12 protein-coding genes and 1 pseudogene are annotated in these 14855 nt (G+C 42.9%); all 13 read right to left on the bottom strand.

Annotated features, from left to right (window positions below):
• Nucleotides 1-299: 299 nt before the first annotated feature.
• The 13 genes and pseudogenes from ACVAMZ_RS02660 to ACVAMZ_RS02600 all read right to left on the bottom strand — a co-directional run bounded on the left by ACVAMZ_RS02660 (nt 300) and on the right by ACVAMZ_RS02600 (nt 14827).
• Nucleotides 300-1967, bottom strand: a complete 1668-nt coding sequence (locus ACVAMZ_RS02660; protein ID WP_369606893.1) for an alpha-glucosidase — start codon at nt 1965-1967, stop codon at nt 300-302.
• 66 nt (nt 1968-2033) lie between these two features.
• The gene (locus tag ACVAMZ_RS02655; RefSeq protein WP_004251267.1) at nt 2034-3164 is read right to left on the bottom strand and encodes an ABC transporter ATP-binding protein; all 1131 of its coding nucleotides are present in this window, start codon (nt 3162-3164) and stop codon (nt 2034-2036) included.
• 112 nt (nt 3165-3276) lie between these two features.
• The gene (locus ACVAMZ_RS02650; protein WP_461684958.1) at nt 3277-4146 is read right to left on the bottom strand and encodes a helix-turn-helix domain-containing protein; all 870 of its coding nucleotides are present in this window, start codon (nt 4144-4146) and stop codon (nt 3277-3279) included.
• A gap of 2 nt (nt 4147-4148) precedes the next feature.
• The gene (locus ACVAMZ_RS02645) at nt 4149-4535 is read right to left on the bottom strand and encodes a Mini-ribonuclease 3 (protein WP_461684957.1); all 387 of its coding nucleotides are present in this window, start codon (nt 4533-4535) and stop codon (nt 4149-4151) included.
• Complete coding sequence (cysS, locus tag ACVAMZ_RS02640) at nt 4528-5871, bottom strand: cysteine--tRNA ligase (RefSeq protein ID WP_461684956.1); 1344 nt, start codon at nt 5869-5871, stop codon at nt 4528-4530. The genes ACVAMZ_RS02645 and cysS overlap by 8 nt, the downstream gene beginning before the upstream one ends.
• Before the next feature lie 43 nt (nt 5872-5914).
• The gene (locus ACVAMZ_RS02635; RefSeq protein ID WP_004251278.1) at nt 5915-6676 is read right to left on the bottom strand and encodes a nucleoside phosphorylase; all 762 of its coding nucleotides are present in this window, start codon (nt 6674-6676) and stop codon (nt 5915-5917) included.
• A 34-nt stretch (nt 6677-6710) separates the two neighbouring features.
• Nucleotides 6711-7328, bottom strand: coding sequence for a serine O-acetyltransferase (cysE, locus tag ACVAMZ_RS02630; RefSeq protein WP_004251281.1), 618 nt, complete (start codon nt 7326-7328; stop codon nt 6711-6713).
• A gap of 14 nt (nt 7329-7342) precedes the next feature.
• Entirely contained in the window at nt 7343-9565 is a 2223-nt protein-coding gene (gene pnp / locus ACVAMZ_RS02625; protein ID WP_461684955.1) for a polyribonucleotide nucleotidyltransferase, read from the bottom strand.
• A 361-nt stretch (nt 9566-9926) separates the two neighbouring features.
• On the bottom strand, nt 9927-10787 hold the full coding sequence (gene metF / locus ACVAMZ_RS02620) for a methylenetetrahydrofolate reductase [NAD(P)H] (protein WP_096408101.1): 861 nt from the start codon (nt 10785-10787) through the stop codon (nt 9927-9929).
• A 62-nt stretch (nt 10788-10849) separates the two neighbouring features.
• A complete protein-coding gene (metE, locus tag ACVAMZ_RS02615; RefSeq protein ID WP_461684954.1) occupies nt 10850-13099 on the bottom strand; it encodes a 5-methyltetrahydropteroyltriglutamate--homocysteine S-methyltransferase in 2250 nt (749 codons plus the stop codon).
• A gap of 345 nt (nt 13100-13444) precedes the next feature.
• A pseudogene (locus tag ACVAMZ_RS02610) lies at nt 13445-13738 on the bottom strand (helix-turn-helix domain-containing protein).
• A gap of 332 nt (nt 13739-14070) precedes the next feature.
• Nucleotides 14071-14439 carry a TIGR02328 family protein gene (locus ACVAMZ_RS02605; protein ID WP_461684953.1) on the bottom strand — a complete coding sequence of 123 codons (369 nt, stop codon included), beginning with the start codon at nt 14437-14439 and terminating at the stop codon, nt 14071-14073.
• Nucleotides 14423-14827, bottom strand: a complete 405-nt coding sequence (locus tag ACVAMZ_RS02600; RefSeq protein ID WP_461684952.1) for a YbgA family protein — start codon at nt 14825-14827, stop codon at nt 14423-14425. Before ACVAMZ_RS02600 ends, ACVAMZ_RS02605 begins: the two co-directional genes overlap by 17 nt.
• Nucleotides 14828-14855: the final 28 nt, after the last annotated feature.

Genomic DNA, 14855 nt, shown 5'->3' with positions numbered 1-14855 from the left:
AAAGAACCTTCGCAGACGCGAAGGTTCTTTTTGGAGATAAAATATCTTTCAAAACTTTCCTTAGGTGAGTACGGACGTCAGCGAACTTCTTCGAAGTTCCATGACTTAGTTTTGAGCCTAAGGTCTCAAAACTCCCGAGTGTTTGAAACAATAATGTTTCAAACACTTTTCTCACAGCGGAAAGTTTCAGTTTATACTTGACTGATTCTAAAGTATAGAAAACTTTTATAATGTTCTCCAGAATATTTAATGAACATACTATTCTACATTAAATCCTAACACTGATGCAAAGTTTCTCCTTATTCCACCAATTCCAACACAACCGTTTGGTAAGGAGCTAATTCTAGCACTTGGTCTCCTTCTTGGAATAATCCTGCTGTATTATTTAAAACGACTGTTTTAATCGGAGCTGGCAACTCCAAGGTGGCCTGGCGATTTTGGAAATTGCTGACAACCAAGAGACGCTTGTCCCCACGGCGTTCAAAGGCGATGATGTTTTCACGGTCCCGATACGCTGGGATCATATCTCCGAATCGGATGGTATTTCCATAAAGGGGATGGCGATACAAGGCCGTCAACTGGCGATAGTAATTCAAGATGGAATTTGGATCCTTTTCTTGATCTTTCACATTGATGGCAACATTTGGTTTGGGACTGATCAACCAGGCTGTTCCATCGCTAAAGCCCAATCCTGGCTCCGCTGACCACTGCATGGGTGTCCGCGCATTGTCCCGGCTGTAGTTGGCAATCGCGGCCAAGGCTTCTTCCTCGCTTAAACCAGCTTCTTTCGCGACGTGGTAGCCATTGATGGTTGCGATATCATCAAAGTCCTCCACCGATTCAAAGACTTGGTTTTCCATCCCAATTTCTTGGCCTTGGTAGATAAAAGGAATTCCCTTACGCAAAACCTGAATGGTTCCCAGGGCTTTTTTACTGGTATCGTTTACTGGACCTTCTGCAATATAGTGGGACACCCCACGAGGCTCGTCGTGATTCTCGATAATGGTCGAGAGCACCCCAATGCTATCCGCGCGCTCATGCGCTTGAAAAATACTTTCCTTGAGTTCATCTGCTGTTGGAAGACTATGGTCAAACCAGCCTTTTCCTTCCTGCCCCAAGCAGGTTTGCTTGAAGTCAAAGATGGAAGAGAAGACGCCATCTTTTCCAATGAAGAAATGCAACTCTTCGTCGGTTTCATTGAACACTTCCCCTACTGTGAAGGCATTGTACTTGGCGAAGGTTCGCTCATTTAACTCATGCAAGAAAGGTTCAATCGATTGGGCATTCACTAGAGACTCCAGTACTGGGACCAAGCCATTTTCGCGATCAGACGGAAGCGAACGCCATTCTAGATCTTTTTTGATATTGATAATAGCATCGATCCTAAAGCCCGCAATTCCCTTGTCCAACCACCAGTTGATCATCTTGTAAATTTCTTCGCGCAAGACAGGATTTTGCCAATTAAGGTCTGGCTGATCCTTGTGATAAGAATGGAGATAGTATTTGTTGGTGCCAGGAACTGGTTCCCAGACACTGCCTCCAAAGTAACTTTCCCAGTTGTTGGGTTCCTTGTCACTTTCGATGAAGTAAAAGTAGTCCGCATAAGGGCCATCTGGATCCGCTAGAGCTTTTTGGAACCACTCGTGATGACTGGAGCAGTGGTTAACCACCAAGTCCATAATGATAGAAATGCCCCGCTTCTTACCTTCAGCAATTAGCTCCTCCATATCTTCCATAGTTCCAAAAATAGGATCAATGGCATAGTAGTCTGAAATATCATAGCCCTGGTCAATAAACGGACTCTTGTAAATAGGCGATAACCAGAGAATGTCAATTCCTAAGTTTTGAAGGTAATCGAGTTTCTTCGTGATTCCTTTCAAATCCCCAACGCCATCACCATTGCTATCTTTAAAGCTTTTTGGGTAGATCTGATAAGCGACCTTCCCCTTCCACCAGTCTTTTTCCATGTTTTGTCTCCTTAAAATGAAAGAGACTGAGACATATCGTATCAGTCTCTACAGTGTCAGTAGGTATTAGTAAACTGTCTTTTCAGTTTCTACGTCAAAGAAGTGAGCTTTGTTCAAGTCAAATCCAAGTTCCACAGTTGCACCAGCTTGCAAGTAGTCACGTGCGTCAACCTTAGCAACGAATTCATCTTTACCAACTTGGCAGTATAGGTGAGATTCTGAACCAAGCAATTCTGATACAGAGATAGTTGCTTTCACAACTGATTCTGGGAATGTTTCAAGGAAAGCAGGTTCTGCGTTCACATCTTCTGGACGGATACCGAAGATCAATTCTTTACCTTCGTAACCTTTATCGCGAAGAACTTTCAAAGCACCTTCTGGAACTTTCAAGTTAAAGGCGTCACCAACGATGTGGTCACCGATCAATTTTACGTTGATGAAGTTCATAGCTGGGCTTCCGATGAATCCTGCTACGAATTTGTTAACTGGGTTTTTGTAAACTTCTTGAGGAGTACCGATTTGTTCAACACGTCCGATAGTACCAGTACCAGCAGGGTTTTTAGTAGCTGACATGATAACGATACGGTCTGCAAGTGTCATCGCTTCTGTTTGGTCGTGAGTTACGTAGATAGTTGTAGCTCCGATACGACGGTGGATTTTAGCAATTTCAGCACGCATAGATACACGAAGTTTCGCATCCAAGTTTGACAAAGGTTCGTCCATCAAGAATACCTTAGCATCACGGACAATCGCACGACCCATGGCAACACGTTGACGTTGACCACCAGAAAGGTCAGCTGGTTTACGATCCAAGAATTCTTTCAAACCAAGAATTTCAGCTGCTTCTTGTACACGTTTGTCGATGTCTTCTTTGCTGTATTTACGCAATTTCAAACCGAAAGCCATGTTATCGTATACAGTCATGTGTGGGTAAAGAGCGTAGTTTTGGAATACCATGGCGATGTCACGGTCTTTTGGAGCTACGTCATTGACAACAACGCCATCGATAGATGCAGTACCTTCTGTGATATCTTCAAGACCTGCAATCATACGGAGAGTAGTTGATTTACCACATCCTGAAGGTCCTACGAAAACGATAAATTCTTTGTCTTTGATGTCCAAGTTGAAGTCTTCAACTGAATAGTGTTCGCTGTTTGGATATTTTTTGTAAATGTTTTTAAGATTTAATTCTACCATTTCGGTGAACTCCTTTAATTTTTGATAGTTTTATTATAGATGAAAACGCTTTACATTTCTATGGCAAGATGACCAAAAAAATAAAAAAGTTCTGTGCAACTTGCACAAAACTTTAAATAATATCTGGTAAAATCAACTGATAACACAAGGTCAAATCTGTCAATTCTTTCAACTGAAGCCCTGTCAACTCTTCCCATTTATCAATCTTGTATTGGAGAGAATTGCGGTGTAGATAGAGCTGTTGTGCTGTTTTAGTTAGGACTGCACTATTTTCCCATAAGGAGAGAATGATTTCCTGAATTTGATCCTGATCCAAAATCATCTGGTGGAGATAATCTTTTATCAAACCAAGATCCACCATTTTTTCACCCATACTCCAAAGGTAGAGCTGAGAAAAAGTATGGAATCCTTGGTGTCCTTGTCGCCACCAATTTTTGAACAAGTCACGTTCTGCTTTGATGAGATCTGTCAAACTTTGATTCCCTGTTTGCGACCAAACCTGGCCCAGCATGATGGATAAGCGAACCCCAAAGTCATACTCTACGGCTTCCAAGGTATCTGTTAAGATAGACCGAACAGAAGTGTATTTGTCCTGTTGGAGAACAAACAGGTAATCCTGAGCTCCCACCTGAAGCACTGTCTCGCAATTAGGAAAGAGGGTTCTCATCATATCCAACCAAGAAGTCAAGTTTTCCTGTTGGTAATAGGAAAGGTGACAATAGACAACTTGTAGCTTTTTAAAACTTTGCGGTGCTTGTCCCTTGCCCTCAATCAAATAACTATACCAAGGATTTAAAGAGATGGTTTGTTCCTGCTGGGTTAAGAGAGCCACCAACTGTTTCTCACGTTCACTTAGTCCAATTTCCTCCAGTAAAATCCACTGTTGCGAGGAAACTGGCAGCGTAAGAAAACCTTCCTTATCAATTGGCTGATCTACGATTTGAGCTTGTGGAAACCAATCTAGTAATTCTTTTGCAATCATTCCTAGCCCTCCACTTTTTGGATACACCAAGAAATTAAGGTTTCTAGGCGCTCCACATTTTCGGTCATATGAAGATAACCCATGACCGCTTCAAAACCTGTAGACATACGGTAGGTAACAACATCTGCGTTCTTTGCCTTGGTATGACTATTGGTATTGCGACCCCGTTTATAGATTTCTTCTTCTTTTTCCGTTAGGACTTCTTCTTCTAACATAAGGGAAATCAAGCGTGCCTGAGCCTTGGCCGACACATACTTGGTTGCCTCTTGGTGGAGTTTATTGGGCTTGGTCATACCTCTTAGGATGAGGTGGCGACGAATATACATAGAATACACCGCATCTCCTTCAAAGGCTAGAGCAATCCCGTTAATGAGATTGACATCAATCACGTGTCCACCTCACTCCATCCTTGGTATCCAGTAGCTTAATCCCTTGAGCAGCTAGTTGGTCACGGATTTGGTCAGCTGTCGCAAAATCACGATTGGCACGCGCTTCTTGGCGTTTTTGAATCAAGGCTTCGATTTCTTCATCCAAAACTTCCTCGACAAAAACAATACCAAAGACTTCTAACATAGCTGCAAGAGTTTCCTTGACAGTTGCATCATAGTTACCTGAGTTGATCCATTTAGCCATCTCAAAGACAACTGTGATTCCATTAGCTGTATTAAAATCCTCATCCATGGCCGCTACAAACTTATCTTTAAATACCTGTAACTCTTGAGCATCTACAGTTCCAGTAAAAGGTTGTTCATAGGTGTTCTTCAAATACTTGAGATTAGTCTCCGCATCACGCACTGCTTTTTCCGTAAAATTGATAGGCTTACGGTAGTGCTGAGTCGCAAAGAAGAAACGTAATACTTGACCGTCGATAGTTTTGAGAGCATCGTGTACCGTAATGAAGTTTCCCAAAGACTTAGACATCTTGACATTGTCGATATTGACAAAGCCATTGTGCATCCAGTAGTTGGCGAAGGTCTTGCCTGTTTTAGCTTCTGACTGGGCAATTTCGTTGGTGTGGTGTGGAAACTCAAGGTCAGCACCACCACCATGAATATCGATAGTATCACCCAAAATCTCCGTTGACATAACCGAACATTCGATATGCCAGCCTGGACGACCAGGACCCCAAGGACTGTCCCAAGAAATCTCACCTGGTTTGGCTGCTTTCCAAAGAGCAAAATCTACCGGATTTTCCTTGCGAGCTGTTTCTTCGTCTGTCCGACCTGAAGCTCCTAGCTCCAAGTCTTCTAGGGTTTTATTGGCTAACTTAGCGTAGTTGTGGGATTTTTCCACACGGAAATAGACATCCCCTTGACTCTCATAGGCATAGCCTTTTTCAATCAAGTCAGAGACAAAGCGGATGATATCCGCCATAAACTCCACTACACGCGGATGACGAGTCGCAGGCTTAACACCAAGAGCCGTCACGTCTTCACGGAAGGCAGCGATATACTTGTTCGCTACTTCCTGAGGTGTGATACCTTCTTCCTTGGCACGGTTGATAATCTTATCATCCACATCTGTAAAGTTAGAAATATAAGCAACCTCATAGCCACGGTATTCAAAGTAGCGACGAATCGTGTCAAAAGCTACCGTTGAGCGGGCATTCCCCACGTGGATATAGTTATAAACTGTAGGCCCACAGACATACATCTTAACCTTGCCGTCCTCGATTGGGACAAATTCTCGCAAATCACGAGACATGGTGTCATAGATTTTAATCACTCACTGACTCCTTTCTGTGTCTTGTTTATCGTAAAGAGTCGTTTCAATCCAACTCTCTAGCAATTACTAATGCTATCTCAAAGAAAGTCATAGCATCTGCTTTTCTTTCTTCGTATCTTGCATCCCACTCATGATTATGATGGTCAACATAATCAGCTGTATAAAAAAATTGATAAACTTTTGCTTGTCGAAATTGTGCCCAAGCCATGATTGCTGAGGCTTCCATATCTACAACAGTCGCACCTGCTGCTAGTCTACGTTTGACCTTATCAGCTGTTTCACGATAGAAAGCATCTGTGGTCCAAGCCTTTGTTCGAATGTGCTCAATATCAGATTTGTTTAAAGCTTCTTCTATGGTTAAGAGTAGAGTTTCATCATAAGCTATTTCATCACTTGCAGGAGCGTAATGGTAACTTGTACCTTCATCACGTAGAGCTGAACTTGGTAAGATAATCTTATCTGCCTGAATAGACTTATCTAGAACTCCGCAAGAACCCAAAACAATAAAGTTCTTAAATCCTCTTGCTTTGAGTTCTTCTAAGAGTCCAACAACCATCGGGGCTCCAATCGTAGCTATAGCAACTGCTACCTTACTCCCATCTTTTTCATAGATATACCATGGAAATCTACCATTTAGATTGGTTAGATAGCCACCTTCGTAAACATCTTCAAACTGCTTTACTCGTTCAACGATTTCTCCATTAAAAGATAAAATAATCGTATCACAGATTTCTCCACCACTAAGGAGGCTTCGATCAGTTGGCTCGATAACAGCAGGTACATTTTCAAATTCTTCTAATAGCATCGGCCTAACCTCCTAATTAAAGAGTCACTTCTCATTACAAACCAGACGACCTGTGACTGGCTTCTCTAGCATGCTCAAGTTTATTGACGTAGTATTCACGTTTTTCTTCGACTTCGTGAATGGTTGGTTCATCCTTTTGCCCGTGAACTCGAACAATCTTAGCAGGAATGCCGACAACCGTCACATCACTAGGAACATCTGCCACAACGACTGCAGCTGCACCGACTTTAGCATTTTCACCGATTTCTACAGGTCCGATGACTTGGGCATGAGCAGAAATGAGCGCTCCTTTACGAACGGTCGGATGGCGTTTGCCACTATCCTTACCTGTCCCACCAAGAGTAACCCCATGGTAGAGAAGAACACCTTTTTCAACGATAGCTGTCTCCCCAATCACAAGTCCTGCTCCATGGTCAATAAAGACACCTGATTCGATCTGAGCACCAGGGTGAATCTCTATCTGCGTCCAAAAACGCCAAAACTGGCTGTGCATACGAGCTAAAAGCTTAAAGCCATGTTTCCAGAGAAAATGAGAGAGACGGTGAGCAGCCAAGGCTTTGACACCAGGATAAGTCAGCAAGACTTCCAAGGTAGTGCGGGCCGCTGGATCATTTTCTTTTACGATATCAATGGTTTCACGCCACCATCCCATACATTTCTCCTTTCTTATTCTGAGTCTTTTGGTGTTTCTGTAGTTTCTTTCTTAGGTTTGTGGTCCTTGTGGTGGTGACGAGGACGATCGCCATGACGATGACCTTTATCCCCTTTTTCTTCTGAACGTTCAGGTTTTGGCGGACGTGGCAAGAGTGCTTTCATAGAAGCATCTACACGACCTTTTTCATCGATCTTAATAACCTTCACATCTACAAAATCACCAATTTGAACTAAATCTTCTACATTGTTAGTACGAGTCCAAGCCATTTCAGAGATGTGTACGAGGGCATCTGTCTTGTCAAAGAGGTTGACAAAGGCACCAAATTTCTCGATACGAACAACTTTGGCATGGTAGACTTCGTCCACTTTGGCTTCACGAACCAAACCAGCAATGATTTCTTTAGCACGGTTGATAGCATCTTGGTCGCTAGAGTAGATAGATACGTTACCTTCTTCGTCGATGTCAATCTTAACGCCTGTTTCAGCGATGATCTTATCGATGGTTTCTCCACCTTTACCGATGACAATCTTAATCTTATCAACATCAATCTTGATAGTATCAATTTTCGGTGCAGTTGGAGCCAATTCTGGACGAACTTCTGGAATAGTTGCTTCGATCACATCAAGGATTTCAAAACGAGCTTTCTTGGCTTGGGCAAGAGCTTCAGTCAAGATTTCTGCAGTAATCCCTTGGATCTTGATATCCATTTGAAGGGCTGTAATCCCATCGCGAGTACCTGCAACCTTGAAATCCATGTCTCCAAAGTGGTCTTCCAAACCTTGGATATCTGTCAATACTGTATAGTTGTTACCATCTGAGATGAGACCCATAGCAATCCCTGCTACTGGTGCCTTGATTGGCACACCACCAGCCATAAGGGCAAGTGTTCCCGCACAGATAGATGCTTGAGATGAAGAACCATTTGATTCCAAGACTTCTGCTACCAAACGGATCGCATATGGGAATTCTTCCAAGCTTGGCAATACTTGAGCAAGAGCACGCTCCCCAAGAGCACCGTGACCAATTTCACGGCGACCTGGAGCACCGTAACGTCCAGTTTCCCCTACAGAGTATTGTGGGAAGTTATAGTGGTGCATAAAGCGTTTCTTGTACTCTGGATCCAAACCATCGATGATTTGCGTTTCACCCATTGGTGCCAAAGTCAAGATAGAAAGAGCCTGAGTTTGTCCACGAGTAAAGAGACCTGAACCGTGCACACGGGGAACGAAGTCAACAACCGCATCCAAAGGACGGATTTCATCGACCTTACGACCATCAGGACGAACCTTGTCTTCTGTGATCAAACGGCGCACTTCTGCGTGTTCCATTTGTTCCAAGATTTCAGCCACATCACGCATGATACGGTCAAATTCTTCGTGATCTGCATATTTTTCTTGATAAACTGCTGTTACTTGGTCTTTCACTGCTTGAGTTGCAGCTTCACGAGCCAATTTTTCTTCTACTTGGACTGCTTTTTGAAGGTCACTGTTGTAGGCTGCGATGATTTCGGCTTGCAATTCAGCATCTACATGAAGCAATTCAACTGCTGCTTTTTCTTTACCAACTGCCGCAACGATTTCTTCTTGGAAGGCAATCAATTCTTTGACAGCTTCATGTCCTTTGAGAAGGGCTTCCAACATGATTTCTTCTGACAATTCTTTGGCACCAGACTCTACCATGTTAATAGCGTGCTTAGTACCGGCTACTGTCAATTCAAGAAGCGATTGCTCTGCTTGTTCTTGCGTTGGGTTGATGATGATTTGGCCATCGACGTAACCCACTTGTACCCCAGCGATTGGGCCATCAAACGGAATATCTGAGATAGACAAGGCCAATGATGAACCAAACATAGCTGCCATTGGTGCAGATGCATTTTCATCGTAAGAAAGAACAGTATTGATGACTTGCACTTCATTACGGAAACCTTCCGCAAACATTGGACGGATTGGACGGTCAATCAAACGCGCTGTCAAAGTTGCATCTGTTGAAGGACGTCCTTCACGTTTCATAAAGCCACCAGGAAATTTCCCAGCCGCATACATTTTTTCTTCGTAGTTGACTTGAAGCGGGAAGAAATCCCCAGTTGCCATCTTCTTAGACATAACGGCAGCAGTCAAGACAGTTGACTCACCGTAACGTACCACAACAGAGCCATTTGCTTGCTTAGCAACCTGACCAGTCTCTACGATCAACTCACGACCCGCAAAAGTCGTTTGAAACACATGTTTTGTCATTTTAATCCCCTTTGGATTGATAAAATTATACGCCTTGCCTACAAAAATCAGGATACAAAGGGCGTTAAGAATCCCGTATGAAAATAGGAGATTGACGCAGTGTGCGATGCACATCAGGAAATCTATCTTTTTCACTAGGGATTTAGCCCGTGTTCAACTCCGAAAATACTTTAGGTCTGATTCTTTACCTTACATCTCTTTGATATAAGATTAAGACTGCTTAAACATCGTTTATACCCTCATCTTTGTATCAAGTACGTACAGAGTCTATTTTATCATATTTTTCTTAAAAAGTACGGTCTTTTCTATAAAAAAGGAACCATTCTGCTATGAAAAGAAGAATGGTTTGCTTTTGATTATTTTAAGGTTGATGATTGAACAAGGCATGGGTAGCTTGGTGGATGTACTGAGCAGTGTCTGCGTTGTTCATGGTGTAGAGATGCACGCCTGCTACGTCTTGCGTTACCAAGTCCACGATTTGGTCTACGGCATAGGCAAGTCCTGCTGCTCTGAGTGACTCAGGGTCATTCTCATACTTGTCCAAGATAGCCTTAAATTTACGTGGGAGATGGATATTCTCACAAGTCTTCAAGAGACGAAGCGCTTGGTTACGGTTAAGGATTGGCATAATCCCTGCATGAATGGGAACATCAATTCCAGCCAAGGTACACTTATCTTGGAAATCGTAGAAACGCTCATTGTCAAAGAATAGCTGAGTGACAAGGCTTGAGCAGCCTGCATCCACTTTTTTCTTAAGATTTTGGATATCTGAGATTTGGTTTGGCGAATCCGGGTGCCCTTCTGGGTAACAAGCTCCAACAATATCAAAGTGTGGTGCCTGTTCAGTGATAAACTCAATCAAGTCTGTTGCGTAACGGAAATCCTTCTGCGGCTCAACACCTGGAATGATATCCCCACGCAAAGCCAAGATTTTCTGAACACCAACTTTATCCAAATCCGCAATGGTCTCAGCCACCTTATCCTTAGTCAAATAGATAGCTGGCAAGTGAGCAATGGTTGGAATCTCCAAGTCATTTTGGATATAGTCTGCCAAACGAACCGTCGTCTCTTTGATATTAAATTTATTATTACTAGCAGTCACACTGATGAAGTGTGGCGCCAAGCCCTGCATGTCTTTCAGGGCTGCGATAATTTTGTCATTGCCTACTTCTGGGTTTGGAGGGAAAACTTCAAATGAGAGGGACGGTGTTTGACGTGACATATGTATGAACCTTTTCTAGTTGATTTCTTACTGATCAACCGTGTAGAGAGAATTGTCTTTTCTTACAATTTCTCACGCGCAGCTTTCGCAGCGTCTACAAGGCGGATCAAGCTTTCTTTCGTTTCTGGGATACCACGTGTTTTCAAACCACAGTCAGGGTTGATCCATACTTTCTTGCTTGGTACTTTAGCAAGGATGGCTTCGATGGTGTGGTCGATTTCGCCTTCGTTAGGCACACGAGGAGAGTGGATATCGTAAACTCCAGGGCCCACTTCTGTCTGGAAGTTTTGAGCTTTGAGTTCGTCCAAGATTTCAAGATTTGAACGGCTAGCTTCAAATGAGATAACGTCCGCATCCATGTTGTCGATAGCTGGGATGATATCTGTAAATTCTGAGTAACACATGTGAGTGTGGATTTGTGTATCTGGTGCTACTGTTGAGTGTACCAAGCGGAAGGCTGGAATAGCCCAGTCAAGGTAGTCTTCGTACCAGTCGCTACGACGGAGTGGCAATTTCTCACGAAGAGCAGCCTCGTCGATTTGGATGATTTTAACACCTGCAGCTTCAAGGTCAAGAACTTCATCCTTGATTGCAAGAGCGATTTGAAGAGTAGAATCCTTAATAGAGATGTCTTCACGTGGGAATGACCAGTTAAGGATGGTAACAGGTCCAGTCAACATACCTTTAACAGGTTTGTCCGTACGGCTTTGTGCGTAGCTAGACCATTTCACAGTGATTGGGTTGAGACGAGTCACATCACCCCAGATGATTGGTGGTTTAACCCCACGCATACCGTATGATTGTACCCAACCATTCTTAGAGAAGAGGTAACCTGACAAGTTTTGACCGAAGTACTCAACCATGTCATTACGCTCGAATTCACCGTGTACAAGTACGTCAAATCCTACTTCTTCTTGCCACTTGATCCATTCGTCGATGGTTTCAGCAAGGAAGGCATCGTATTCTTCTTGTGACAATTCACCCTTACGGAAGGCCAAACGCTTCGCACGAACTTCCTTAGTTTGAGGGAATGAACCGATGGTTGTTGTTGGAAGAGCTGGAAGTTTGAAGGCATCTTCTTGGATAGCTTCACGTTCAGCAAAGGCTGGCAAACGAGTGTAGTCTGCGTCAGTCAATCCTGCGATACGAGCACGAAGTTCCGCATTTTCACCAACACGTTCAGTCGCAAAGAGTTCTTTGTTAGCAGCAAGAGCTTCTGCACCTTGACCATTGCGGATAGCATCCAAGTCACGGATCTCATCCAATTTTTCAACTGCAAATGCAAAGTGGTTCAAGATAGCTGGTTCAAATTCTTCGTTAGCAGTTGTAAATGGCACATGAAGAAGTGAACATGAGCTTGTCAAAACAATGTTTTCAGCTGGAATTTGCTCAAGAACAGCCAAGCTCTTTTCATAGTTGTTGCGCCAGATGTTCTTACCATTGACAATACCTGCATAAAGAGTCTTGTCAGCTGGGAAGCCACCTTTAACGAGTTCAAGAGTTTTCTTACCTTCAACGAAGTCAAGACCGATCGCATCTACTGGCAATTTCACAAGGTCAGCATAGACGTCACGAACGTCTCCGAAGTAAGTTTGAAGTAAAACTTCAAGACCTTTTTTGTCAGCCAAAAGCTTGTTGTAGAGGTTCAAGAAGAGAGCTTTTTCTTCAGCAGTCAAGTCTTTGACAAGAGCAGCTTCATCGAGTTGGATACGAGTCGCACCAAGTTCAGCCAATTTAGCAAAAACATCTTGGTAAGCAGCCACTAAGCTATCTACGAAGTCTTCTGCTTTCACACCTTCTTCATAGTCTGATAATTGAAGGAAAGTGAATGGACCTACAAGGACAGGACGAGTGTTAAGGCCAAGTTCTTTTGCTTCTTGGAACTCATCGAAAATCTTGTGACCAGCCAATTTTACTTGAGTGTCTTTTTCAAATTTAGGAACGATGTAGTGGTAGTTAGTGTTGAACCATTTCTTCATCGGAAGGGCACGAACATCCCCTTTTTCTCCTTGGTAACCGCGTCCCAAAGCAAAGTAACGTTCAAGATCAGATAATTCTAAGTTTTGAACAGATGCAGGAACTACGTTGAAAAGGAAAGCAGCATCAAGGAAGTTGTCATAGTGAGAAAAGTCATTTGATGGGATTTCAGTGATACCTTTTTCTTTGACGATGTTCCAGTGTTTCGCACGCAATTCTTTAGCAGCAGCCAAGAGTTCTTCTTCTGAGATTTCTTTTCTAAAGTATTTTTCAGTTGTAAATTTTAATTCGCGGAATTCACCCAAACGAGGGAAACCGATAATTGTAGTTGACATGTTTTGTCCTCCAAAAATTGTTGTTGAAACTATCTTAACAGAAAAGAAACTGTCTGTATAATTGTAAAAAATTAGGCTTTGATATAGTTTGAAACTATATCTCGATTTAAAAGACAAAAAAAGATTTAGAGAAGTTTCCCCAAATCCTTTGATAGATGTAGATTAGTTGCCTTTCAAGGTTGCTAGATCATCGTAAAATAATAGTAAATTGACAGCTGACTATGGCTTGGTATTAGAAAAGACTATAGGTCTTTTTCTTCATTTTGATATTCCCCTTGAAAAGTGCGGACGGGAGGTAAAATTATCCAGTGGATGATTTTAGCAAACAAAGTCATTTCATCCCTATCAACCTTTTTCCTGTTCAAGTGGAACGACTGCTAGTGTCTTGCCTAAACTGGCTAAAACTTTTAAGACGGTATCTAACTGAGGGCTAGTCTTACCTGTTTCCATCCTAGCAATAACAGGCTGGCTCACTCCACTGAGCTCTTCTAGCTTTTTCTGACTAATTCCTTACTCACGTCTAGCCTCAATCAATTCACTCATGATTGCCACTCGCATATCACTTTCAAGGATTTCCTCCTTGGTGAAGAGTTCTGACCGGACATCCTTCCAATTACTCCCAATGGCTCTATTTTTCATCACTTAACCCTCTTTCTTTTAAGTCCTTCAGTTCACGCTTGGCTTTTTTAAAATTATAACTCAAAAGTTATTAAAAGTAAATTCAAATACTTATAAAAAGAAGAGGCTGGGACAAAAGTCCTAGCCTCTCAATTTTCTATGGATTGTCGAGCAAGGCGCAGTGGTTGAGTGGACTCTACTACGCTGATTTCATCAGCTTTTACAGCCCTACTCAACTGTGCGGAGGTGGGACGACGAAATCGAATTCTAACGAATTACCGATTTCTGTCCCACTCTCTCATTTTTATTATTCGAAAAATACGAAAAGAGTTAACCATTGGAAATCATCCTTACTAATACTCCAACTCTATCCCCTTGTCACGGAGATTTGCCAGACACTCCTCATAGTAGGCATGGTCATGCTCGCTATAGATAGGACTGTTCAGCTTTTCCTCTGCTAAGTCTTGATAAGGAGGGCAGGTCTTGCCGCGGTAGTTCTTGTCCAGCCACTCTGGGCTGACCTTGTAGCCACGGCTAGCCATCTCCTCCATGATCAAGTCATGATAGGCATAGAGACGATAGGGCGAGTGGGTAAAGACATAGTCCACCGTCGCATGCTTTCTGCCCCAGCCATTGCCACGAAGGGTACAACACTCTCGATGTTGCCCCAAGAGCTGAGGACGGGGAAGTTGTGAAATCAAAGCCTCATGCCAAAGTCTCATGGGAGTCTCCTTTCAGCAAGGTAGAATGTTGCAGATATACATTTGGATAACGCTCAAGCAAGTCTCTAGTCCTAGCAATCAAGTCCTCCTTGGAAGCTTGAGCAAAGCGGTAGCGATCCAACAAGAGCATATAGTCTTTGCGTTCATCAAGGCTAGCTTGCTTTTTAAAATAGCCCCAAATATGCTGGAAGGCATTGCAAACCTGACCCCTGTGCTCTGGAATCTGACAAGCACGGTCAATCATCTCTTGAACCTGACTTACTTCTACCACTTCTTGCTTAAGATACTGGCGAATGTCCTTGTAAATATTGCTGGAATGGCTCAAAACAAGGTATTTGTTTTCCGCCCAGAGGTGCTGACAAAGGGCACGTTGGTTGTTGTTTTCCATATTTCTCCTAACTTTCTACTAGTTCCCA

Source organism: Streptococcus sp. KHUD_017 (genome assembly GCF_054861245.1).
Note: the sequence above shows the minus strand (reverse complement) of the source record. Positions and strands in the feature narration are given on the sequence as shown.

What these genes read in the sequence shown, in the direction of transcription:
- ACVAMZ_RS02660 (WP_369606893.1), bottom strand. Translation starts at nt 1,967, where the DNA reads ATGGAAAAAGACTGGTGGAAGGGGAAGGTCGCTTATCAGATCTACCCA.
- ACVAMZ_RS02655 (WP_004251267.1), bottom strand. Translation starts at nt 3,164, where the DNA reads ATGGTAGAATTAAATCTTAAAAACATTTACAAAAAATATCCAAACAGC.
- ACVAMZ_RS02650 (WP_461684958.1), bottom strand. Translation starts at nt 4,146, where the DNA reads ATGATTGCAAAAGAATTACTAGATTGGTTTCCACAAGCTCAAATCGTA.
- ACVAMZ_RS02635 (WP_004251278.1), bottom strand. Translation starts at nt 6,676, where the DNA reads ATGCTATTAGAAGAATTTGAAAATGTACCTGCTGTTATCGAGCCAACT.
- cysE (WP_004251281.1), bottom strand. Translation starts at nt 7,328, where the DNA reads ATGGGATGGTGGCGTGAAACCATTGATATCGTAAAAGAAAATGATCCA.
- pnp (WP_461684955.1), bottom strand. Translation starts at nt 9,565, where the DNA reads ATGACAAAACATGTGTTTCAAACGACTTTTGCGGGTCGTGAGTTGATC.
- metF (WP_096408101.1), bottom strand. Translation starts at nt 10,787, where the DNA reads ATGTCACGTCAAACACCGTCCCTCTCATTTGAAGTTTTCCCTCCAAAC.
- metE (WP_461684954.1), bottom strand. Translation starts at nt 13,099, where the DNA reads ATGTCAACTACAATTATCGGTTTCCCTCGTTTGGGTGAATTCCGCGAA.
- ACVAMZ_RS02605 (WP_461684953.1), bottom strand. Translation starts at nt 14,439, where the DNA reads ATGAGACTTTGGCATGAGGCTTTGATTTCACAACTTCCCCGTCCTCAG.
- ACVAMZ_RS02600 (WP_461684952.1), bottom strand. Translation starts at nt 14,827, where the DNA reads ATGGAAAACAACAACCAACGTGCCCTTTGTCAGCACCTCTGGGCGGAA.